Origin of the sequence: Candidatus Planktophila limnetica, from assembly GCF_002288365.1 — a bacterium.
GTDB classification, from domain to species: domain Bacteria; phylum Actinomycetota; class Actinomycetes; order Nanopelagicales; family Nanopelagicaceae; genus Planktophila; species Planktophila limnetica.
Map to the genome: position 1 here is coordinate 655140 of NZ_CP016782.1, position 23776 is coordinate 678915.

Below are 23776 nucleotides of genomic sequence, written 5' to 3' on the forward strand. Positions count from 1 at the left end.
ATGCTCTTAGATTCCGCGTCCCTTTGGTATCGAGCCTTCTATGGAATGCCAGACTCTTTGCTTTCACCAGATGGAACACCGATAAATGCCATCCGAGGTTATTTAGATATGAGTGCTCGATTAATGACTATCTATAAACCCACAAGATTAGTCGCGTGCATTGAAGGGGATTGGAGACCTTCTTGGAGGGTTGAACTTTTTCCGGGTTACAAAGCAAATCGGTTAGATGAGGATGGTGGGGAGGAAGAACCAGATTTACTTGCTCCGCAAATTCCAATCTTGATGGATGTGTTAGATGCTTTCGGTATCCCGATAGTAGGTGTTGATGATTATGAGGCAGATGATGTCATGGCATCTTTTGCGCAAAGAGAAAATGGTCCCATCAGAATTGTTACAGGAGATCGGGACATGTTTCAGGTAGTAGATGATCAAAAAGATGTAAAAATTGTTTACCTAGCTAAGGGTATCTCTCAGCATGATCTAGTTGATAGCGCGTGGATAGGAAGAAAGTATGAAATACCGGGGGATCGCTATGCATTATTTGCGATGTTCCGAGGAGATCCTTCTGACGGTTTACCAGGTGTGAAAGGTATCGGTGAAAAAGGAGCTGCTCTCATTGCCAATCATTTTTCCTCTGTTGAAGACGTAATAGATGCTGCAAGGAACTCACATGATTGCCTAAGTCCTAATCTGATCAAGAAAATAATTGCAGGACAAGATTATTTAGAGATTGCTCCTACGCTTGTGCAGTGTGCTCGTGATGTAAGTTTGCCAAACATCGATTTAAATCTGCCTATAAAACCGACAGATTTGTCGCAGATTTACTCTCTCCAGAAGCAGCATGGATTAGGCGCCAGCATTGATCGGATGATTGCAGCGCTGGGATGGTAAGTTTTTTCCTTTCGCTGGCGTCGGGATTGCTTCTTTCGGCAGCATTCGCGCCGCTTAATTGGTGGTTTTCTTTGCCACTGTCAATTGCTCTTTTTTTATATGCCGTAACCAAAACACGTCATTCTTATTTCGTAGCATTTGTTTTCGCAATAGTTTTTAACTATTTCACCTTGTCATGGACCGGAACATTCGTCGGATTGATTCCAACAATTTTGTTGGTTTTACTGCAATCAGTTTTTTACCTACCTTTGGGTTTAATCTCTTTCAAGCGTGGCCGAGTTTCACGGGTATGGCTGGTATTGCCATTGCTGCTCGTATGCGATGAGCTTCGTTCAAATTTTCCCTTTGGAGGATTCGGATGGAATCGACTTTCATTTAGCCAGGCTGATTCGCCCTATCGGCTGATTGCATCATATTTTGGAGACTTATCTTTAAGTGCTATTGCGATTTCATTGGGAATAGCGCTGTATCTCTTCTTTGCAAGAGCACAGTTAGTTTCGGTGGCGTTGATCATGTTGTGCTCCACTATTGCAATCTTGTTACCAGCACAAGCTGCCGGGCAGGGGAGTGCTCGCATTCTGGCAATTCAGGGCAATGTGCCGCAATTGGGCTTAGATTTTAATTCTCGAGCAAAAGAAGTGTTCCAAATGCACGTAAAGCAAACCAATATCGCACTTTCAAAAATAGATTCCAAACCGGATGCAATTTTGTGGCCAGAAAATGCAGTAGATGTTGATCCATTCATCAATAGGGACGTAAATGATCAAATAGCAGACATAGCGATTCAATCAGATACTCCGATCATCGCAGGCGTTGTACTTAAGACCCCACAAGGATTACAAAATGCATCAATTATGTGGAGTGATAAAGGGGAAGTAGCTACAACGTATGTCAAGAGAGCCTTAACTCCTTTCGGTGAGTACATACCTTTGCGCTTGTTATCTGAATTTGTTTCGCCTTTGAGCAAAAATGTTACAGATTTTATCGCGGGTGACAAAGCTGTTATGCATACATTTGCGGGCGTAAAAGCATCACCGGTAATTTGCTATGAACTCATAGATGATGCGACGGTGAATTCATCAGTTTCAGGAACTAATTTGATGCTTGTGCAGACAAATAATGCAACTTTCGCTAAGAGTTCTCAAAGCATGCAGCAACTAAACATTAGTCGTATAAGAGCCATTGAGAATAACAGGTGGCTTGTAAGTGTCTCAACAACAGGTGTTTCTGCAGTTATTGACAATCAAGGTCAAGTTGTCTCAATTACAAAGCAGAACAACGCGGCGTATCTTTATGACAAAGTTGACATTATTGATGATGAGTCCATAGCCCATCGTTTCGGATCTTTGTCATCAATTGTTCTCATTCTTGGCTTCTTTGGTGTTTATTTAAGAAAAAGATCATATGACGCATAGAACTGTGGTTTTGATTCCAACATTTAATGAATCCAACTCCATTCTCGCGTTGATTCAAGAGCTGAATCAACTAAATGTTGACATTATTGTTATAGATGATGATTCACCGGATGGAACTGCTGATTTAATCGATAAATCACATTTTGATCGAGTAAGCGTCATTAATAATGGTTCAAAAAATGGTATCGGACCAGCTTATTTATCTGGGATTAATCAAGTGATATCAAGAGGTTATGAAAAGATTGTCACAATGGATGCTGATGGTTCTCATTTGGTTAGCGATGTTGAAAAATTGATCTTGAAAAGTTCTCATTTTGATGTGGTTATGGGGACAAGATGGATGCCTGGTGGCGAAGTATTTAACTGGAGCATTAACAGGCAGTTTCTATCCAAATTCGGTACTTGGTATGCCCGCAAATGCTTGGCTCTACCTTTCAAAGACCTCACTTCAGGATTACGAATCTATGATGTTGAGTTCCTTAAGAAGGTAGATTTAGAGGCAATCCGATCTAATGGTTATTGTTTTCAAATAGAGATGATTAAAGCTTTATATTCACAAGGCGCAACGATTAGTGAAGAGCCGATTCATTTCGTTGAACGGCGCACAGGAGAATCAAAGATGAGCGGCAGCATCGTTATAGAGGCGTTTTTGCGCGTGAGCTGGTGGGCGCTCAAGCGTAGGTTCAAGCCTAACGCCGATAAGTTACATTATGTTAAGTAAGTTTAAAACGAACTAAATCTGCTACCCCAGGAAGCATTACTCTGCGAAAGCAGATATCGGTGGGCAGGAACAAATGAGGTTTCTATCCCCGAATGCACCATCTATGCGTCCAGATGTAGGCCAATACTTGCCGCGCATTCCAATGATTTCACCTGGAATCAAACCATCTAGCATTTCAGGAAAAGCTGCGATCTCACGAGGATATTTTCTATCCCATTGGCTGGAAACAACATCTCCTGCCGTGTGAGGTGCATGAGCTAAAGGTGAATCTTCGTGTGCGATAACTCCATTTTGCACATCCATAATTTCGCCATGAATTGAAATCATCGCTGAAATAAATCTGTCGATCTCATTTATATCTTCACTCTCAGTTGGCTCAACCATAAACGTTCCTGCAACAGGAAAACTCATAGTTGGAGCATGAAATCCATAATCCATTAATCGTTTGGCCACATCATCATTGGTAACACCAGAGTTCTTCGTGATCTCTCGTAAATCCAAAATACATTCATGTGCAACTCGTCCATTATCGCCTGAATAGAGAACCGGGTAGTAAGGATTTAACTTCAACGCAATGTAATTGGCAGATAAAATTGCAACTTGCGTGGCATGCGTTAGTCCTTCTCCCCCCATCATCCGTATGTAAGCCCAAGAAATAGGCAAAATACTCGCTGAACCATATGGAGCAGAACTCACAGGTCCAGGACCTGTTACAGGCCCGGCTAGATGATCCATCGGATGATTAGGTAAGAAAGGAGCAAGATGTGCTCGCGTAATAACAGGGCCAACTCCGGGTCCCCCACCACCGTGCGGGATACAAAATGTTTTATGTAAATTCAAGTGAGAGACATCTGCACCGAATTTTCCGGGTTGTGCTAGACCAACTAGTGCATTCAAATTCGCACCATCAACATAAACCTGTCCACCTGCAGCATGAACTAATTCGCAAATTTCCGAAATTGCCACTTCAAAGACACCGTGTGTCGACGGATAAGTAACCATGAGAGCAGCAAGTGTTGAACCATATTCAGTGATTTTCGCTTTAATATCGTTAACACTAACATTTCCATGATCATCACAAGAAATAACAACAACCTTCATTCCTGCCATAACTGCACTAGCCGCGTTTGTTCCATGTGCACTAGATGGAATTAGACAAATAGTTCTATTGTGATCGCCGCGGCTGTCGTGATAATTACGAATCGCCAATAAACCGGCAAACTCTCCCTGACTACCGGCATTTGGTTGCAGTGAAACTGCGTCATAACCTGTAATAGCAATGAGCCAATCCGATAATTCCTGAATCAGTTGGCGAGATCCAACGCTTTGCTCTGTTGGAGCATACGGATGAAGTGCGGAAAATTCTGGCCAAGTTACCGATTGCATTTCAGTAGTTGCATTTAACTTCATTGTGCATGAGCCAAGTGGAATCATGGTGCGATCTAAAGCTAGATCACGATCGGATAAAGTTCGGATGTATCGCAGCATCGCTGTTTCAGAGTGATTAATATTAAACACCGGATGCGCAAGATAGGACGAATTTCTCTGCAGCTTCGCATCATATGCTTGAGCAGGTGAAGAGTATTTAAGGGAGATACCAAAAACAGTTGCTAAATCTTGTAGATCTTTGCCTGTAGTTGTTTCATCGAAAGAAACACCAACATGAGTATCGTCGATGCTGCGCAAGTTAATTCGAAGTTCTTTTGCGCGCTTATGCACTTCTGCGGCGCTCTTAACTTCAATTGTTAAGGTATCGAAATAAGTTTCATTTATAGTTTTTATCCCAGCACTATTTAGTGCTGATGCAAATGAGTGCGTTTGATCATGTATGCGCTGTGCGATTAGTTTCAAACCGATAGGTCCGTGCCACATTGCATAAAAGGCGCTCATGACCGCTAAGAGCACTTGAGCGGTGCAGATATTGCTTGTGGCTTTGTCTCTACGAATGTGCTGCTCGCGAGTTTGAAGCGCCAATCTAAAGGCAGGATTTCCGTGAACATCAACACTTTGACCAATTAAGCGACCTGGAAGTGAGCGTTCTAAACCATTTCTAACTGCCATGAAACCAGCATGCGGTCCACCAAACCCCATTGGAACACCAAAACGTTGGGCCGAACCAATAGCAACATCTGCGCCCCACTCCCCTGGAGGTTTAAGCAGAGTTAAAGCTAAAAGATCTGTTGCTGCGATTACATAGGCCTCGTTTTTATGCGCAACCTCACAGATTTTCGAATAATCGCAAACCGCACCTGTTGTATCAGGATATTGAACGAGAACTGCAAAATAAGGTGATTGTGTTGTAATTCCAGCAGAGGCGTCGAACTCTTCTATAACAATATTAAGAGGCTTGGCCCTAGTAGTAATTACTGCGCGAGTTTGTGGATGAACATTGTGATCAATTAGGAACACTGCATCTTCACTGCCTTTATTTGATCTACGAGCAAGTGTCATCGCTTCGGCTGCTGCCGTACCTTCATCTAACATCGATGCATTGGCAATGGGCAATCCTGTTAAATCACATACGGCCGTTTGAAAAGCAAAGAGTGCTTCAAGGCGTCCTTGCGAAATTTCTGGTTGATAAGGGGTGTATGCGGTGTACCAAGCCGGATTTTCCAAAACGTTGCGCATTACTACCGGTGGTGTAATAGTGCCGTAATAACCGCAACCTATAAAAGATGTGAAAACTTCATTTTTATCAGCTATTTCGCGCAGAGTTTGAATTGCTTGTACTTCTGTTAGCGCCTCAGGCAAGAGATCTTTTAACTTCTTCGCCATTGCAATGTTGCTTGGAACCACATCAGATATGAAAGATTGCATATCTTTATAACCAAGTGCTTTTAGAAGCTCATTTTCCTGCGAGGATGTTGGACCTATGTGGCGACGCTCGAAAGATTCGTACTGCTGATAAGACGAAAAGTGCTCATCACGCGACATTGCTAAATCCCCCAGCTTTAAATGAGTGCTAAGGGAAGAATATGCCTGTTAGGCGCCTTTGCGCTTCCTGCGAAGGGATAATTCATCGTTACTTTCGCCACCTACTGTGTGACCATCGATTTCACCAGAGAGCATCGATAGTGAACCTTCAACTTCATGCCAAACCTTGCCTACGGCTATGCCAAAGACACCCTGGCCGCCTGCAAGTAAGTCAATAATTTCATCAGGACTTGCGCACTCGTAGATGGATGCACCATCGCTCATTAAAGTAATGCGCTCTAATTCAGTTACGCCGCGATCACGTAGATGATTAACTGCTGTTCGAATGTTCTGCAGTGACACGCCAGCATCTAATAAACGCTTAACAATTTTTAAAACCAGAATGTCTCGAAAGCCATAGAGACGAGTTGAACCTGATCCCCCAGCTGGTCTAATACTTGGTTCAACTAACCCCGTGCGCGCCCAGTAATCTAATTGGCGATAACTAATACCGGCAGCCGAACAAGCGGTTGCGCCGCGATAGCCAATGAGTTCAAAATCTGGCGTTGAAGTCATGAGGGGAATCTCAATTCTCTTGGGGAGTGAGATAAGGATAGGTCGCACCATGCGTGATTACCCGCAGCGACACTCCCAAAACCTATACTTGAGGTTGAGAGTTTCATGGTTATATCTGACTACCCAGCAAAGTCTTCAGGGTTGATCTGATCCAGAAACTCTCGAAATCTCTCCACCTCAGAACTCTCCCCTGAAGCAGCGGCCGCATCTTCGGCCACATCATCGGGTATTTCAATCCCAACATTATCTAGTAGTTCAGAATCAGCCAAAATGTTGCTATGGGTTCTAAGAGCCAGTGCGATTGCATCTGATGGACGCGAAGAGACACTAATTGCTTTGCCTTCAGGGTCGCGCAATAACAGCGATGCCATGAAAACACCATCTTCTATGGCTGTAACTTGAACTGCCGTTAAAGTCGCATCCAGTGATTCCACAATATCTTGCATTAAATCGTGCGTGAGAGGTCTAGGCGGAGTTACTCCTTGTTGGGCAAAGGCGATTGCTGTGGCCTCTACCGCTCCAACCCAAATAGGCAAAAATCGAACACCATCTATTTCCTTAAGCAAAACGATTGGCTGGTTCGAAGGCATCTCGATTCGAACTCCAACAACTTGCATAGCAACCATGCTCATGAAGAACCGAAACTATCGAAGGCGATTTAATCCCCCACGCACCAACGATGCGTGAAGGCGAATTGATAAAGATGCAATCTCTTTTTGAACTTCTTGCGCGCGCGCCTTTGATTCAGCATTCTTTTGACGGTTCAAAGGAGTAATCACCTGTTCAATCAACCCGATTTCACGATCGGCAGCTGACTTAAAAGAACGCAAATGGCGGGGTTCAATTCCAAAAGTGCCCATCTCGGTAACTGCACGCGCAACAGAGAGCGCATCCCCGTCATAGTGGCGACCACGGGGTGCAATAAGTCCAAAAGATTCTAATTCAACGAGTGCGTTCTCAGTTAAACCACTTGACTTAAGTAATTCATCACGGGACAAACGCATCTCACTGGATTCACCAAATGCTGCCGGCGCCATTTCGCCATCTACTGTGGCAAGACGAGGTGTAGCAACGGCACCTGATGTGGCAGCAGGTTGTAACCCACGATCGAGTGCGTCCAAATTTTCTTTGATAACACGCAGAGGTAGATACTGATCGCGCTGTGCCTGCAATACGTAACGTAAGCGCTCTAAATCGGTACCAGTAAATTTGCGATATCCAGATGGTGTTCGCTGTGGATCAATTAATCCTTCAGATTCGAGGAATCTAATCTTTGAGATTGTTATATCTGCGAAATCTCCACGCAGCTTTGTTAGAACTTCACCGATGCTTAAGTAGGCGCGTGCTGGAACGCTCATTTCTTCTCCCCCAGAGATTTAATTTGTGAATTACCGAAAAATAATGCATGAAATTTACCAATTTGCAGTTCATCACCCATATGTAAAACCTTTTCTGTAACAGAAACGGAGTTAACATAAGTTCCGTTTAAACTCTGAGAATCAATGATCGTAAAATCCTCATGTAAACGCTCGATACGTGCGTGCTTTCGTGAAACTGTTACGTCGTCGAAGAAAACATCACTCTCGGGGGAACGTCCTATAGATGTGCTTGGCGCATCCAATAGAAAACGAGAGCCTTGTGCTGGACCGCGATGAATGACGAGCATTGCCTTACCTGAACCAGGTGCACACACTTGATCAATAATTGCGCGAATAGATGGTTCAATTTTCTGCAGATATTGCTGGGCTGGTGAAATCCCACCTGGTGTATCGATACCGCGTAATCCAAGATTGAGTGTTGTGGTTAATTCGCGTTCATTTTCTACAGCTGCCACGAATTACCCTTCTCTCTATTTCCGCGGGCTCACCTTGAACTTAAGGGTGACACTAGGGGGATGTAACCCTGTGGGTCAAGCCGTGATTGCAGCGTAATCTGCCGCAGAAAGTAGGTTATTGGGTTCAGAATCTACGGAAACTTCAAAGAGCCACCCGGTGCCATATGGATCGCTATTAATCGATTCAGGTGCTGAATTTAACTCTGAATTAATTGCAACAACGCTGCCAGTTACAGGTGAAAAAATCTCTGAAACGCTTTTAGTGGACTCAACTTCTCCGCAAACTTTATCAGCGCTCAATTTTTCGCCAACTTTTGGCAATTGAACGTAAACAATATCCCCCAGAGCGGCTTGGGCGTAATCAGTAATGCCGACTCGATAAACCAAGGCAGTGGCAGAAGATGCTACCCACTCATGTTCTTTTGTGTACTTGAGTGAATCGGGAATGTTAGACATTCATACCTCTGGTTCTAAGAATCGGGGTTTGTGGTTCTGGAGTTAACTCTAATACTCCCTAAGCCATTTTGGAAATAGATCAAACCTGTATAGAGGTATAGAGCTATCCCCCAGAGCGCAAAACCCCATCCAATAGCAAAAGCGATCTCACCAGCCACCGATTGATGCGTTGCTAATAACAGCAGAGGAAAAGCGTACAAAAGATTGAAAGTTGCTGCTTTTCCGAGATAAGTAACTTCCATCAGTTGTAAGCCTCGTACTTTAAGAACCAAAGTCATAAGCGCCAGAATGGCGTCCCTGAAAAGCAGAACTAAAATGACCCATAGATTGATTGCTTCGCGTTGATACAAAACTATAAGTGTTGCCAGAATATAAATACGATCTGCCACAGGATCTAACATCGCACCTAAATCAGATGTTTGATTCCAGGCTCTGGCTAATTTGCCATCTAGGTAATCGGTAATTCCGGCTATCGCTAAAATCGTTATAGCAATCACATCTTGTTCACGCACGAGTGCGAAATAGATGAATACTGGAATACCCAATAAACGCAGGAAACTGAGTGCGTTAGGAATATTGATGTTCTTATTCATGGCAGAACTAACTCTTGTCGCGTTCTTTCACACGGATAGCAACTTGGACCGGGGTTCCAGGGAAAGAAAATTCTTCACGTAAACGACGCTCGATAAAGCGTCTGTATGAGGCTTCAATCCATCCGCTTGAGAAAACGACAAACTTAGGTGGCGCAATACCTGCCTGAGTGGCATAAAAAATCTTGGGTTGTTTTCCACCGCGCACAGGTGGTGGCGTGGCGCCAATCAGAGCTCCCAGGAATGAATTGAGTTTCGATGTTGGCACGCGTTTTTCCCATGAATCAATAGCGGTTCGAAGCGCAGGTGCTAATCGGTCTCTATGCCACCCTGTCTTGGCAGCGACATTAACGCGTTGGGCCCATTCAATTTGATCTAGATGTCTATCAATTTCGCGATCTAATTGATCTCTACGGTCTTCATCTACTAAATCCCACTTATTCATCACGATAACCATCGCTTTTCCAGCTTCTTCAGCCATCGTAAGGATGCGTAAATCCTGTTCTGAAATAGCTTCACTTGCATCTAAGACAATTACTGCAACTTCACAGCGTTCAATAGCGGCTTGTGTGCGAAGTGATGCGTAATAATCCGTGCCACTTGCCTGATTAGAGCGCTTTCGCAATCCTGCAGTATCAATAAATCGCCAGGTTGAACCACCAAAAGTGATTAACTCATCAACTGGATCGCGAGTAGTGCCAGCAATTTCTGAAACTATAGAACGCTCTTCACCAGCTAATGCGTTGAGCAACGATGATTTCCCAACATTTGGTCGGCCAATCAATGCCACTCTGCGGTATCCATCCTGGACTTGAGCGCGTCCAACTTCGGGTAGTTGTGAAACAACTTTATCTAGAAGATCGCCGCTGCCTCTTCCATGTAGAGCAGAAACAAAATGCGGTTCACCTAATCCCAGGTTCCATAATGAGTGCGCATCTGATTCTTCGCGTTCGCCATCAACTTTGTTTGCGATTAAAACAATTGGCTTCTTGGCTTTTCGCAGTTCCTGAACTAAAACATCATCTTCATCTAATGCGCCAATTTGTGCATCAACTACGAAACATAAAACATCGGATTGCTCCATTGCGATCTCAGCTCCGGCACTGACCGCAATAGAAATGCCATCGGGTTTAGATTCCCATCCGCCGGTATCCATCACGATGAATCTGCGTCCACCCCATTCGCATTCGTATTGAACACGATCGCGAGTAACACCAGGGGTGTCTTCAACGATTGCTTCTCGTCTGCCAATAAATCGATTTATTAATGTTGACTTACCAACGTTAGGTCGTCCGAGTATTGCCACAATTGGAAGTCCGAGTAAATTGCGTTCACGCAGTAATTCCCAAACACGCTCAACGGTTTCTTCTAGGTTTAAAAGCGTTGAGTCAATAAGAACCGCATCTGATGCCATCTGCAAGGGCGAGGCTTTACGCGTTGTGTCAATGAGATCTCGCCCATCTAGAGAGTTTTTCACTGCCTCCGTTGAAACATCGGCCGTTGCGATTTCAGCTTCTCTACGCGTGGCGCGTGCTTCTAAATCAGCAGTTAAATAAAGTTTTAATGGAGATTCAGGTGCTACAACATTTCCTATGTCTCGTCCTTCGACAATAATTCCACGTGGCGCAATTTTTATATATTGACGTTGAATCGATAAGAGTTCATGTCTTATCTCAGGAATAGCTGCAATATGGCTAACGCGATCAGTCACCTCTTGAGAACGAATTGCATCATTAACATCAGTATCGCCAACAAATAGAATTGGATTTTGCGCATCACAATTGAAACGTAGAGGAAATAATTTAAGAAGTTCAATTAGTTTTCTTGGGTCTTGTTCGTTCTTTTCTAAACTTAACCACGTTACGCCACGATAAAGTGCGCCAGTATCTAGATAGTTCCAACCAGCGCGATGAGCAATTAATTTTGCGGTACTAGATTTACCTGCTCCACTGGGACCATCTATTGCTACAACGATTCCCATGGCGCAATTCTACGTCCCGTAGGAAGTATTAATTACTCGTTGAATGTACTTTCCAGCCTGCAGTTCTAAGGAATTCCTCGAGAATCTGCGCTTTACCCAGATCTAGAATCGATAATGTGACCAAGCCAGTGTTTTGTCCAGGAGTGTGTTCGATGGAAACATCTTCAATATTTACATCAGCTTTCGCGCAATCATTGAAAATCGCTGCCAACTGACCTGCTTTGTCATCTATAACAATATGTAGATAAATATATGTTCGAGCCGCACTTCCGTGTTTACCGGGAATGAGTTTTCGTCCTGCATTTCCTGACTCAATTATTGATTGCGCCAAAGAAGGATTACTTAGTTCTGACTCGATAGATTCCAACTTTTTTCTAAAAGCACTGAGTACAGGAACGATATTTTCTGCATTTTCGCTGATGATTTCTTTCCATAATTGCGGATCCGAATCAGCAATGCGGGTAACATCTTTGAAACCTTGACCTATTAAACCCAGCCACTTGGTGTTACTTCCAACCAATTGAGCCGCCAAAATACTGGCTATCAACTGAGGCGTGTGAGAAATCAGAGCCATCGCTTGATCGTGTTCATGAGGGTCCATCTGCACTGCAATTGCCCCGCACAAGCTAATCAATTCGGCTGCAAGATCTCCGCTTTTTTTGGAAACTACGTTCCCCGATGTCACTATCCAAGGGCGGCCAACAAAGAGATCTCCTCGCGCAGATTGAGCTCCCGCTACTTCACGACCAGCCATGGGATGAGTCCCGACATAACGTGGAAGAATTTCTTGAAATAATTCAACATCTAGTAAAGGTTTAGTTTTTATGCTCAAGATATCTACAAATGTGGATAATGTATTGAGTTCAATTTCCTGTGCGAGTACATCTTTGAATGCACTCGGCGGTACAGCAAGCACCACAACATCGAATGCATGGTTATTTTCAAAACGAGCATCATCATCTACGAGCGATTGCGCCAAAAGAGCCGCCGCAGGTTGCAGATCAGACATCTGAACCCTGATATCTCGCGCAGATAAGGCTAAACCGATAGATGTGCCAATGAGCCCGGAACCTACAATTTTTACTGAGGAAATTGCCATATCAAGTAGCCTTATTGCGCTAAATCTTTGCGCAGAACACTGGCCCCGTGCAGATACACATGCTCAATTTCTTGAACTGAGCGTGAGGAGTTGCAGTGCAACATAACTCGAATTGTGCGTGGCAGAGCACCTGGAACATCAATCTCTTGAGCGCACAACAACGGTACAGATTGGAAACCGATTTCGCGTGCCGCACTGGCAGGGAAAGCAGCGTTGAGATCAGGGGATGCAGTTAGAAGCACAGATATAACATCAGAAATTTCAAGGTTATTGGCCTTCAAAATAGAGCTCAATAGCTCTTTTGACCCCTCCCCGATAGAAGATGGGTCGTTGGCTTGGACCTGAGTGGCTCCACGAATAGCTCGTACATTCATGGGTAAAGAGTAACGCTTGGCATCGATTGAATGACGGATTGAATTATTGATTAAATGATTTATTAATATCTTGATTTAATGCCTATCTAATTTGTGTATCTTTTGGATCAACTTCCTAAGCTTCATTAACTTTACTGAGAATTATCGATTTATCCGCAATCTAGCGCTCAGAAGACATCTGAATAATCGATAAATAGATATTTCAGCACATGTTATCGATAAATAGATTTAACCATAATAACCGCAAATACCGATATAAAGGCAAGTGGTTAAATGTTTAAAGCCTTTTGTATATTTAACAATTCTCCGGAGTTCAAATCTCTCCACCTTCCTTCAGCTGTTTCTCCCAGCGAGATAGGTCCGAACTTCGTACGTATCAAACGAAGAACGTCGATCCCGACGGCAGCCATCAATCGGCGGATGATGTGGTAACGACCTTCATGGATACTCACTTCAACCCATGTGGGTGAGAGCTCTTTGAAAGTCAGAACTCGTCCTATTCCGTCTTCGAGCTCGACACCTTTAAGGAGAGTTTTTTCCACCCCTACCGGCAACTTGCCTTCGTATTCAATTATGTAAGTTTTTTCCAAACCATAAGAAGGATGGGTCGCTCGAAAGGTTAATTCGCCATCATTAGTCAGAAGAATTAGACCTTCAGAATCCTTATCCAGACGCCCTACATGAAAAAGTCGTTCTGTTCGTAGGTCAATAAAGTCACTTAAACAAGGTCGGCCTTCTGGATCAAACATGGTGGACAAGACACCTTTAGGCTTATGAAGTGCTAGGTAAGTTTTGGTCAAAGATTGCGTAATTGTCTCACCATCAACCATGACTTCAGATTTTGCTGGATCAAATTTGGCACCGAGTTCTCTGGTGACCAATCCATCAACACTGACACGACCGGAAGCGATTAAATCATCGGCTCCCCTGCGGCTCGTGATACCCGCATCAGCGATAATTTTATTCAAGCGTTTTTCACTCATATGTGGCTATCCATTCCCGACAGTCAACGTATCGCCTTCTGATTCAGCGATGCAGATAGAACTCTACAGCAGAAGTTAAGAGTTTTTTACGTCAAGCGCGCTAGCAGAATTAATCGACTAGCGAATCAAGAATCTCATCTAAATGCTCGAGATCAGGCAGATACGGAGCCAGGGCTGGCAGATCTTCGAGGGAGTTCAGCCCTAAACGCTCCAGGAAGTAATTTGTGGTCTTATATAAAATAGCCCCAGTTTCAGGCTCCAGGCCGTACTCCTCGACCAATCCGCGCGTGACCAAGGTCTTCATTACAGCCTCAACATTTACGCCTCTAATGGCTGATACTCGCGCTCGAGATACCGGCTGGCGATAGGCAATGACCGCTAAAGTCTCAAGTGCGGCTTGAGTCAACCGAGATTGCTGGCCGTCTAATACGAACTTTTCAACCACTGAAGCGCTATCTGGGTGACTATAGAAACGCCACCCTCCAGCCACGCTTTTCAGCGCAAAACCACGCTCGCCATAACTCTGCGTCAGCTCAGATAACGCCTGTGAAATCTCGTCTTGAGTTACTTCCAGGACGGTAGCCAACGTCAGCTCGCTTACAGGCTCATCTACCACCATCAAAATGGCTTCAATATGCCTATGGATGTCTTTGATTTCCACGTTACTCCCCGTCGACCTTTGAATCAGCCTTTTCGTCTTCTAAAACTACTGGAACATCGAACTCGTCGGTGGTCTCTATCTCGCCTGTTTCAGCGCCGGTCCAACTGATCTGCAGATCACCTAAAGCAACCACTTGGTTAAATCGCAAAGCGCCTTGTCGATAAAGATCTAATAGAGCTAAAAAACGAGCAACCACAACGAGTGTGGAAGAAGCATCAGAGATAAGTGAACGAAAACTCATGGTTCGACCCTTGCGTAAAGCCTCAACCACGAGTTTAGACTCTTCGCTCACACTTACTAGTGCGGAGTGCAAGTGCTCGATAGCCACAACAGGTGCACTCTTAGGCGTGAGAACTCGTTCCGCGATAGCAGCGAAGCGGGAGGCCCCAACACCGATTAAAACTTCAGGTAAAAGCGAAGCAAGGGCTGGGTCTAAAGAGACAACACGAGCGAATGTCTTATCGAAAGCTTCTATACGCTGGTTAAAGGTCGCCGCAATCTCCTTAAACGCCCGGTACTGCAGTAATCGGGCGAAGAGAAGATCGCGAGCTTCAAGTAGCGCCAAATCTTCTTCATCTTCAACTTCACCACTTGGCAATAATTTCGCTGCCTTGAGATCTAGCAGCGTTGCGGCAATAACAAGGAACTCAGTAGCTTGATCCAAGCGCCAGCCTTCTCCAGATATTTCCAGGGCACGGATAAAAGCAATAAATTCATCGGTAACCGCACTCAGGGCAACTTCAGTAATGTCCATTTTGTGCCTTGAAATCAATTGAAGCAACAGATCAAAAGGCCCATCAAAATTAGTGAGGTGAACGGAGAACCCAGGGTTTTCAGGCGTAATTACTTCATCGCCATTGCTCAATTGGGTGTCCATCTGCGAACCGTACTTCACTTTGCCGGACAAATAAGTCAGGGAGCCCACTTGCCTCGGAGGTGGCTAATGCGTAGAGTCCCCGAAAAAGGAAGAAAGAGGTTTCTCGCTTGAACGCTAAATCGACATTCGAAGAAGATGTGGCAACCACCTCGGCTCTTCTAAACAAAACACCTAAGAGTTTTCCTACGCCAAAGCCTTTAACAGAACATGGCGGCGCCAAAGTTATTGCGATCTTCAATCAAAAAGGTGGAGTTGGAAAAACAACTTCAACAATAAATCTAGGTGCCAGCCTTGCTGAATTAGGTCGTCGCGTATTACTCGTTGACTTTGACCCTCAAGGTGGTTTATCCCTGGGACTAGGTGTCAATGCTCATTCGCTGCCTTTAGAGCAAACCGTTTATTACGCTTTGATGACTCCCACCGCCGACATTGATCAGATTGTTTTGAAATCAAGTGTCGCTGGTTTGGACTTTCTGCCTGCAAATAGAGATTTAGGAACTGCCGAAACAACACTTGGCGCTGAAATAGGCGGTCAACAGTATCTAAAGCGCGCACTTACTCCACTTAAAGAGTTCTATGACGTAATTTTAATTGATTGCCAACCAACTATGGGTCAATTAACTATTAACGCCCTCGTTGCATCTGATGAAGTAATTGTTCCTTTGCAATGTGAATATTTTGCACTCCACGGATTTATTGAACTAAAGGGCAACTTAGACAAGGTAAAGAGCTTCTTAAATCCTGATCTCAAGTTGATTGGCATTCTTGCCACGATGTATGAGCGCAAAACTCTTCATAATCGCGAAGTTCTGGGTGCAATCCTTGAGAAATATCCCGAAGATGTATTTGAAACAATAATCGCTAAAACAATTCGTTTTCCAGAAACGACAGTTGTTGGCGAACCAATCACTTCATATGCTTCATCCTCCGGTGGAGCAGCTTCATACCGTCGTTTAGCACGTGAATTAATTGCCAGAGGGGGCGCAAAATGACACGCAGAGCTAGTCTTCCCGGAGCAGATGAACTATTCCGTTCTACTTCCCCATCTCTCACTTCAGTTAAACAACCTGATGTTGAACCTGCCAAACCTCTTGTTGCACCAGCTATTGCAGCGCCTACAACGTCACCATCGAAAAAAGGCGTGCGCGCAATTCAACGTCGACGTGTCACCACAGTTGATCGTTCACCTTCGGGTCGCGAAAGACATGATGAAAAAATAACTGTCTACCTATCCCCTGATGAACTCTACGATTTAGATCAAGCACGTTTACAACTACGTGGTGATTTAGGATTAGCAGTAGATCGCGGTCGTATTGTTCGTGAATCTATTGCAGTTATCATCGCCGATCTTGAAGCAAAGGGTGATCAAAGTATTCTTGCTAGACGATTGCGCGGACAGTAATTAATTAAGCGCTCTCGGATGAGCCATTGCATATGACTCTCTGATTTTATCGATTGTTATCAACGTGTATATCTGCGTTGTAGTAACGGATGCATGTCCTAGCAACTCCTGAACAACTCGTATGTCCGCGCCACCATCTAATAAATGCGTGGCAAATGAATGTCTGAAAACATGCGGAGAAATACCTTCGGTTAACCCAACCCGATTGGCAGCATCGACAACTAGCTGCCAGGCACTTTGACGTGAAATTCTGGAACCTCGTTGATTTAGAAATAACGCTTCATTCTTACCTTTCGCGTTTTTTGAAACTAGAGAGGGACGAACTCTGACCAAATAATCATCTAGCGCCTTTACAGAATAGCTACCCATGGGGACTATTCGTTCTTTGCCGCCTTTGCCCCGTAATTTAATTATTCGTACATCCGCATCTTCAGATTTCATATCCAAAACATCACCCAGGTTTAACCCAACTACCTCGGACACTCGAGCTCCAGAACTGTATAGAAGTTCAAGAATTGCTTTGTTTCTCAAACTAACAATGTCATCGGAGACAACTGTGGCTTCAATTAATTGAGTAATCTGTGAAATCGTTAACGCTTTGGGTAAACGCAAAGGAATCTTTCGTGAGAGAACATCCTTCATTGGGTTGTACGCACCATGATCGCGCTCTAAGTATGCGTAGAAGGAGCGAAGCGTAGATAAAATTCGATTAGATGTACTTAAAGCGAGTTTCTCTGAATGTAAGTACGAGATGAATTTCTCTGCCTGTGTTTCATCAAAGCTTAGGGCGTCAATATTTTCTTTGGATAAAAATGTGCTGAATCGCTCTAGATCTCGGGTATAGGCTGCTAATGAGTTCTTTGATAATCCGCGTTCTATACGCTGGAAATTCAGGAACTGATCAAAAAACTGGTGCGAATTCATAACCGTGTGCCTCGGCTACGGCTTTATAAGTAACTTTGCCATCATGAGTATTTAAACCTTTAGCTAGATCTGGGTTATTTTTCATTGCTTCTTTCCAACCGAGATTGGCAATTTGCAAAGCAAATGGCAATGTTACATTCGTTAAAGCATACGTTGATGTGACCGGCACAGCTCCCGGCATATTCGCTACACAATAGAAAATTGAGTTATGGACTGCATACGTGGGATTCTCATGAGTTGTTGCTCTTGAATCTTCAAAACAGCCACCTTGATCAATTGCGATATCTACTAATACGGAACCAGGCTTCATTTTAGAAACATCAGAGTTCATCACTAGTTTGGGTGCCTTCGCCCCCGGAATCAATACTGCCCCGATAACTAAATCTGCTTCATACACAGATTTTTGAATACTTGAAGTGCTAGACATCAACGTCTTGATTCGTCCGCTATAGACCTGATCAATCTGTGCCAATCTCTTCGCGGAGCGATCAAGTACAACAACGTCAGCGCCCATTCCGCTAGCGATAACGGCTGCGTTAAGGCCAGCTATTCCGCCTCCGATAACAACAACTTTGCCAGGTGATACTCCAGGAACACCGGCCAATAGAACTCCGCGACCACCATGAGGTTTTAATAAAACATCTGCGCCAACCTGCGCTGCCATACGTCCGGCAACTTCGCTCATAGGAATAAGTAATGGAAGCGCTCCATCTACTTCAACAGTTTCATAAGCGATGGATGTGACTTTGGAATTAACAAGTGCATCTGTACAAGATTTGGAAGCTGCTAGATGTAAATAGGTAAAGAGCACTTGGCCTGGACGCATTCGAATATATTCGGCTTCGATTGGTTCTTTCACTTTCATAATCATCTCCGACTGAGCCCACACTTCATCTGCCGTCTTAAGAATCTGGGCACCTGCATCAAGGTAATTCTGTTCAGTAATACTCGAACCCACTCCTGCGTCCTTCTCAACAAATACTGTGTGACCGTTTTTTACAAACTCAGCTACACCTTCTGGAGTAAGGGCGACGCGAAATTCTTGGAGCTTTATTTCTCGTGGAACGCCAATAATCATTTGGAGTTCTTTATAGCAAGTGCTGCTGCGATCAATCCAACAAATAATGGATGTGGATTCGTTGGTCTTGAACGCAATTCAGGATGTGCCTGTGTTCCAACATAAAATGGGTGCATCTGCGCTGGCAATTCAACGAATTCAACAAGATTTTCTTTGGTGTAGATGCCTGAGAAAACCACACCGGCAGCCTCGATTTGCTCTCTGTATTTATTATTCACTTCATAACGATGGCGGTGTCGCTCTGAAATCTCTTTACTGCCATAGGTCTGAGCAACAATTGAACCTGGCAACAAATCTGCTTTATATAGTCCCAATCTCATGGTCGCTCCCATATCTCCATCACCGGCAACGATTATTTTCTGATCTTCCATCGTAGCGATCACATGGGTTCCAGAATCAGGTGAAAATTCAGAGGAGTTAGCATCTTTTATTCCAGCCATATTACGAGCAGCTTCTATGACCATGCACTGCAGTCCTAAACAAAGACCAAGGGTTGGAATCTTATTTTCGCGCGCATACGTCAATGCACCAAGTTTTCCTTCAATGCCTCGCACACCGAATCCACCAGGAACACAGATGGCATCAACATCAGATAAGGCGTTCTTTGCTCCTTCAGGTGTTGCGCAATCATCACTTGCAATCCATTTCAACTCAACTTTTGCATTATTTGCAAAGCCACCAGCACGTAGTGCTTCAGATACCGAAAGATAGGCATCTGGTAAATCTATGTACTTGCCCACTAATGCAACTTTTATGTGATGCTTCGGATTATGAACAATCTTGAGAAGTGCATCCCAATCTCCCCACTTAACATCGTGGGACTTAAGACCTAATCTGCGAACTACGTAGGCATCCAAACCTTCTGCGTATAACACCTTAGGAATGTCATAAATTGATGGAGCATCAACGGCTGCAACTACTGCTTCGAGATCAACATCGCACATCAGCGAAATTTTCCGCTTAATTGCATCGGGAATAGGTCGATCAGAGCGCAACACAACCGCATCCGGTGCAATACCAATACTACGAAGAGCGGCGACACTATGTTGAGTTGGTTTTGTTTTTAATTCTCCAGAAGGCCCAATATATGGAACAAGTGAAATGTGAAGGTAAAAGACATTATCTCGACCTACTTCTTGACGAATCTGCCTTGCAGCCTCTAAAAATGGTTGCGATTCAATATCTCCAACTGTGCCGCCAATTTCAGTTATAACAACATCGATATCAGGCGCCGCCATTGCGCGAATTCTCTCTTTGATTTCATTTGTAATATGAGGAATTACTTGAACGGTTTCACCTAAATACTCTCCACGACGTTCGCGACTAATAACACGCGAATAAACCTGACCGGTAGTCACATTGGCAGATCCGTGGAGATTTCTATCGAGAAAACGCTCGTAATGACCAATATCTAAATCTGTTTCAGAGCCATCATCTGTAACGAAGACTTCACCGTGCTGAAAAGGATTCATTGTGCCAGGATCAACGTTTAAATACGGATCTAGTTTCTGCATTGTTACGCGCAAACCACGCGAAATCAATAATCTTCCGAGACTTGAGGCTGTGAGTCCTTTGCCCAGACTTGAGGCGACCCCACCGGTGACAAACAAATGCTTGGTTACATGAGGTTGGCCCATGGAAGAACAACCTATCACCTATTGAGGAAATTATCCTCTTAATCGCATTTCGAGCAATTCGCTCGCGTGTTCCTTAGCGCTAGAGGATTCCTGAAGACCGGCCAACATTCGCGCAATCTCACTCACGCGATCATCGCCTTCAACGCGATTAACACCACTTGATACAACTGTTCCATCAATACTTTTCTCAACTACATAATGCGAATCACCCCAAGCAGCTACTTGAGGCAAGTGTGTAACAACAATGACTTGTGCATTTTTTGAAAGTGCATGCAATCTGCGACCTACTTCAATTGCAGCTGCTCCCCCGACACCTGCATCAACTTCGTCAAATATATATGTGCCCACTGGATTTGAAGCAGCAATTACAACTTCAAGAGCAAGCATTACACGCGACATTTCACCACCTGATGCGCCCTTAGCGAGAGAGACAAGAGGTCCGTCACGATGCGTTTGCAAAAACATACTTACCGAATCACACCCGAAAGCAGTGAAATCACTCTCTTTAAGCGCTGCTTCATAATCTGGTGATGCCACTTCGATGCGAAGATTTGTTTGAGGCATAGATAAAGAATGCATTTCAGTTGAAACCTGATCGGCTAATTTCAAAGCTACTTGATTGCGAATTTTTGATAGGGCCTTGGCCTCAGTTAAAAGATTTTTCTTAATCTGATTTAACTCTTTTTCTAAAGCGTCGATGCGCTCTTCGCCTCCGCTTAAATCCTCTAGTTGAGCACTTATTGTCTTGCCTCTTTGAATGAGGGCTGCCAAAGATTGATCTAAGTCAGGTAAATCGCCCCATTTTTTTACAAAGGCGGATAATTCAGATTTGCGCTCTTGTAACTGATCTAACCTCTGCGGATCTGCTTCTAGTGACTCTAAGTACGAAGTTAGATTTGGCATTAAATCTGCGAGGATAAAGAATGCTTCGTTGAACTCATCAGAGAACTTCTCAACCTGGGAATCCTTAGCTTTAACGTTATCTAATGATTTCTTGGCTTGTCCTAAAGAATTAATAGCGCCAGAGTCCTCATTTTCTAGCGCTGCTAGAGCAAAAGTGATTGCTACTCTCAACTCCTCAACGGATGAAAGTTTAGATACTTCATCATCTATAGATTTGAACTCGTTGGCTTTCGGGGAAAGCTTGGAGATGGTTTTACTAAATAACTCAAGTGATGCCAAGGCTTCTTCCCTGGTCGCTGCGTTCTTCTTTAGTTCATTAATGCGGGATTTAATACTTGTGTATTCATTCAAATTCTCTTGGTAAACAAGCAAGTTTTTACTTAAAGTTTCACCAGCAAATCTATCTAATAACTCTCGTTGACGAGAACCTTTAGTTATGGATAAACCCGAACTTTGTCCATGTATTTCAATGAGGTGCGCACTAGCTTCTGAAAGAGTGCTAGCGCTAACAGCAACACCGCTTGCCACAGCTTTGCTCTTTCCATCTTTAGTTACATTCCTAGAAATTGCTAGGGTGCCATCTTCAACTTCCAAACCCAGATCTTCAAAATTGCTCACTCTTGTTTTAGGAATACTAAAAAGAGCGCTAGCCGATAATCTGTCTTCACCACTTCTGACCAGAGTACTTTCGGACTTGCCGCCCAAAACAAGATTGAGCGCTGTAAGGACCATTGTTTTACCAGCGCCAGTTTCACCGGTAAGTACGGTCAAACCTTTGTTGAATTCAAGTGCTGCGCCAGTTATAACACCAATATTTTTTATATGTATCTCTTCTAAAAAAGTTCGTTCACTCACCGCGCCAACCTTCAATTGGCAATTTGAATTTAGCTACGAGTCGATCGGTGAAGATGGTTGATTTAAGGTGTGCCAGGGTAACTTTGGCATCACTTTTTGTTAATGAGATTTGATCATCTTTCTGTAAATCCATTTTTCGCAGAGCATCGGCAGATAACGATGCATCCGATGACTCAATAGTTACGATTATTGTTGATGTTGGTGCAATCACCATAGGACGTGCGAATAACGCGTGAGCTGCGATCGGCAGCAAAACCAACGCTTGAACTTCAGGCCAAAGAACTGGACCACCTGCTGAGAAAGCGTATGCCGTAGATCCCGTAGGAGTAGCGCAGATGATTCCATCACAACCCCATCTAGATAATGGTCGTTGATCGATTTGCACAAATAATTCAAGCATCGTTGTACTTTTACGTTCGATACTCACTTCGTTTAGTGACCATCCGTTTTCAATCACTGCGTTATCTCGTTTTACTTGAAAACTTAAAAGCATACGTTGATCTAGAACGTAATCTTTTTCAACAATTGCCTTGGCTACATCTTGAAAAGTGAATGAATCTACTTCTGCCATAAAACCAACATGGCCAAGATTTATACCTAGTAAAGGAACATTGAGATCTAACGCAATTTCAGCGCCTCTTAAAATTGTGCCATCGCCGCCAAGAACTAGAACAACCTCAACACCTGATTGAGTAGCATCCTTCGACGATAAAACTTCAATACCGGCTTGCGAAAGTACTTTGGTGATTTCTTGCGCAGCCCCTTGAGCTTCTGTGCGTGATGAATTGATCAACATCACAATTGAACGTTTACTCATTATTGGGGCCCAATCTCTATGGCTTTATCAAGATCTGTTTCTGAAATTTCACCTGCACCTCTTTTAAGCCAGAGGAAGTATTCAACATTTCCGGCTGGCCCAGGAAGTGGACTAGCAACAACACCGTTGGTGCCTAAGCCAACGTCATAGGCACTTGTTGCAACATCCATCACTGCAGATTTACGCAAAACAGGATCTCGCACAACACCACCTGCACCTAATTTCTCGCGACCTACTTCGAATTGCGGTTTAACCATAAGTAAGAAATCAGCATCTGACTTTGAAACTGCTGAAAGAGCAGGTAATACCAAAGTAAGAGAAATAAAGGATAAATCAGCAACAACTAATCCCGTTGGTTCTCCAACAACATCGCCTGTCAGGTGACGGATGTTAGTTCTATCTAAAATACACACTCTCGGATCTTGACGAAGCTCCCATGCTAATTGTCCATAACCAACATCGACGGCAACTACTTCTCGTGCGCCTCTACGAAGCAACACATCTGTAAATCCCCCCGTTGAAGCGCCAGCATCTAGCGCTCTCACGCCTTCGACAACAATTTGCGGGAATGCATCTAGTGCGCCGGCTAACTTATGTCCCCCTCTAGAAACAAAATCATCTCGGTCTCCTTGCAAAGTAATAGATGTCTGCGCATCAACCTGTGTTGCAGGCTTTGTTGCTGGAATACCGTTTACTAAAACGCTACGCGATTCAATCAAATCGGCTGCGGCTTCTCGTGAACGAGCGAGTTCTCGCCGCACAAGTTCAGCATCTAATCTAGTTTTCATA

The 23776-nt window shown here is 44.0% G+C and carries 24 protein-coding genes; 5 read left to right on the forward strand and 19 right to left on the reverse strand.

Features of this window, described 5'->3' with window-relative positions; translation table 11 throughout:
• Genes PHILAsVB114_RS03555 through PHILAsVB114_RS03565 form a run of 3 tightly spaced genes read left to right on the forward strand, consistent with a single transcriptional unit; the run spans position 1 to position 3027 of the window.
• A complete protein-coding gene (locus tag PHILAsVB114_RS03555) occupies positions 1-891 on the forward strand; it encodes a 5'-3' exonuclease (RefSeq protein ID WP_204246843.1) in 891 nt (296 codons plus the stop codon).
• Positions 885-2306 (forward strand): apolipoprotein N-acyltransferase, encoded by a 1422-nt coding sequence (gene lnt / locus PHILAsVB114_RS03560; RefSeq protein WP_095698018.1) that lies wholly within the window; start codon positions 885-887, stop codon positions 2304-2306. Before PHILAsVB114_RS03555 ends, lnt begins: the two co-directional genes overlap by 7 nt.
• Entirely contained in the window at positions 2296-3027 is a 732-nt protein-coding gene (locus PHILAsVB114_RS03565) for a polyprenol monophosphomannose synthase (protein WP_095698019.1), read from the forward strand. The genes lnt and PHILAsVB114_RS03565 overlap by 11 nt, the downstream gene beginning before the upstream one ends.
• A 36-nt stretch (positions 3028-3063) precedes the next feature.
• Here the strand turns inward: PHILAsVB114_RS03565 and gcvP are convergent, their stop codons facing one another.
• The 13 genes from gcvP to PHILAsVB114_RS03630 all read right to left on the reverse strand — a co-directional run bounded on the left by gcvP (position 3064) and on the right by PHILAsVB114_RS03630 (position 15371).
• Positions 3064-5961: an aminomethyl-transferring glycine dehydrogenase gene (gene gcvP, locus PHILAsVB114_RS03570; RefSeq protein ID WP_095698020.1), complete on the reverse strand. Its 2898-nt coding sequence runs from the start codon at positions 5959-5961 to the stop codon at positions 3064-3066.
• Positions 5962-6009: 48 nt separating this feature from the next.
• Positions 6010-6516 (reverse strand): MerR family transcriptional regulator, encoded by a 507-nt coding sequence (locus PHILAsVB114_RS03575; RefSeq protein ID WP_095698021.1) that lies wholly within the window; start codon positions 6514-6516, stop codon positions 6010-6012.
• A 119-nt stretch (positions 6517-6635) separates the two neighbouring features.
• A complete protein-coding gene (locus tag PHILAsVB114_RS03580; protein ID WP_095698022.1) occupies positions 6636-7142 on the reverse strand; it encodes a bifunctional nuclease family protein in 507 nt (168 codons plus the stop codon).
• Positions 7143-7160: 18 nt separating this feature from the next.
• Positions 7161-7874, reverse strand: a complete 714-nt coding sequence (ftsR, locus tag PHILAsVB114_RS03585) for a transcriptional regulator FtsR (RefSeq protein ID WP_095698023.1) — start codon at positions 7872-7874, stop codon at positions 7161-7163.
• The gene (locus PHILAsVB114_RS03590; protein ID WP_095698024.1) at positions 7871-8350 is read right to left on the reverse strand and encodes an FHA domain-containing protein; all 480 of its coding nucleotides are present in this window, start codon (positions 8348-8350) and stop codon (positions 7871-7873) included. Before PHILAsVB114_RS03590 ends, ftsR begins: the two co-directional genes overlap by 4 nt.
• 75 nt (positions 8351-8425) lie before the next feature.
• On the reverse strand, positions 8426-8806 hold the full coding sequence (gene gcvH / locus PHILAsVB114_RS03595) for a glycine cleavage system protein GcvH (protein WP_095698025.1): 381 nt from the start codon (positions 8804-8806) through the stop codon (positions 8426-8428).
• A 14-nt stretch (positions 8807-8820) separates the two neighbouring features.
• Complete coding sequence (locus PHILAsVB114_RS03600; protein WP_095698026.1) at positions 8821-9399, reverse strand: CDP-alcohol phosphatidyltransferase family protein; 579 nt, start codon at positions 9397-9399, stop codon at positions 8821-8823.
• Positions 9400-9406: 7 nt separating this feature from the next.
• Positions 9407-11377, reverse strand: a complete 1971-nt coding sequence (der, locus tag PHILAsVB114_RS03605) for a ribosome biogenesis GTPase Der (RefSeq protein WP_095698027.1) — start codon at positions 11375-11377, stop codon at positions 9407-9409.
• A gap of 28 nt (positions 11378-11405) precedes the next feature.
• A complete protein-coding gene (locus PHILAsVB114_RS03610) occupies positions 11406-12476 on the reverse strand; it encodes a prephenate dehydrogenase (RefSeq protein ID WP_095698028.1) in 1071 nt (356 codons plus the stop codon).
• 11 nt (positions 12477-12487) lie between these two features.
• Complete coding sequence (gene aroH, locus PHILAsVB114_RS03615; protein WP_095698029.1) at positions 12488-12850, reverse strand: chorismate mutase; 363 nt, start codon at positions 12848-12850, stop codon at positions 12488-12490.
• Between the two features lie 269 nt (positions 12851-13119).
• On the reverse strand, positions 13120-13833 hold the full coding sequence (locus tag PHILAsVB114_RS03620; RefSeq protein WP_095698030.1) for a pseudouridine synthase: 714 nt from the start codon (positions 13831-13833) through the stop codon (positions 13120-13122).
• A 109-nt stretch (positions 13834-13942) separates the two neighbouring features.
• Positions 13943-14488 carry an SMC-Scp complex subunit ScpB gene (gene scpB, locus PHILAsVB114_RS03625; protein ID WP_420021989.1) on the reverse strand — a complete coding sequence of 182 codons (546 nt, stop codon included), beginning with the start codon at positions 14486-14488 and terminating at the stop codon, positions 13943-13945.
• A 7-nt stretch (positions 14489-14495) separates the two neighbouring features.
• Positions 14496-15371, reverse strand: a complete 876-nt coding sequence (locus PHILAsVB114_RS03630) for a segregation and condensation protein A (protein WP_095698032.1) — start codon at positions 15369-15371, stop codon at positions 14496-14498.
• Positions 15372-15478: 107 nt separating this feature from the next.
• Between PHILAsVB114_RS03630 and PHILAsVB114_RS03635 the strand changes: the two genes are divergently transcribed.
• Entirely contained in the window at positions 15479-16363 is an 885-nt protein-coding gene (locus PHILAsVB114_RS03635; protein WP_095698033.1) for a ParA family protein, read from the forward strand.
• Positions 16360-16773: a hypothetical protein gene (locus tag PHILAsVB114_RS03640; protein WP_095698034.1), complete on the forward strand. Its 414-nt coding sequence runs from the start codon at positions 16360-16362 to the stop codon at positions 16771-16773. The genes PHILAsVB114_RS03635 and PHILAsVB114_RS03640 overlap by 4 nt, the downstream gene beginning before the upstream one ends.
• Here the strand turns inward: PHILAsVB114_RS03640 and PHILAsVB114_RS03645 are convergent, their stop codons facing one another.
• Genes PHILAsVB114_RS03645 through PHILAsVB114_RS03670 form a run of 6 tightly spaced genes read right to left on the reverse strand, consistent with a single transcriptional unit; the run spans position 16774 to position 23775 of the window.
• Complete coding sequence (locus PHILAsVB114_RS03645) at positions 16774-17697, reverse strand: site-specific tyrosine recombinase (protein WP_095698035.1); 924 nt, start codon at positions 17695-17697, stop codon at positions 16774-16776.
• Positions 17675-18775: an alanine dehydrogenase gene (gene ald / locus PHILAsVB114_RS03650; protein WP_095698036.1), complete on the reverse strand. Its 1101-nt coding sequence runs from the start codon at positions 18773-18775 to the stop codon at positions 17675-17677. Before ald ends, PHILAsVB114_RS03645 begins: the two co-directional genes overlap by 23 nt.
• Positions 18772-20412: a CTP synthase gene (locus PHILAsVB114_RS03655; RefSeq protein ID WP_095698037.1), complete on the reverse strand. Its 1641-nt coding sequence runs from the start codon at positions 20410-20412 to the stop codon at positions 18772-18774. The genes ald and PHILAsVB114_RS03655 overlap by 4 nt, the downstream gene beginning before the upstream one ends.
• 30 nt (positions 20413-20442) lie before the next feature.
• Complete coding sequence (gene recN / locus PHILAsVB114_RS03660) at positions 20443-22170, reverse strand: DNA repair protein RecN (RefSeq protein WP_095698038.1); 1728 nt, start codon at positions 22168-22170, stop codon at positions 20443-20445.
• Positions 22163-22987: an NAD kinase gene (locus tag PHILAsVB114_RS03665; protein ID WP_095698039.1), complete on the reverse strand. Its 825-nt coding sequence runs from the start codon at positions 22985-22987 to the stop codon at positions 22163-22165. Before PHILAsVB114_RS03665 ends, recN begins: the two co-directional genes overlap by 8 nt.
• Positions 22987-23775: a TlyA family RNA methyltransferase gene (locus PHILAsVB114_RS03670; RefSeq protein WP_095698040.1), complete on the reverse strand. Its 789-nt coding sequence runs from the start codon at positions 23773-23775 to the stop codon at positions 22987-22989. Before PHILAsVB114_RS03670 ends, PHILAsVB114_RS03665 begins: the two co-directional genes overlap by 1 nt.
• Position 23776: the final 1 nt, after the last annotated feature.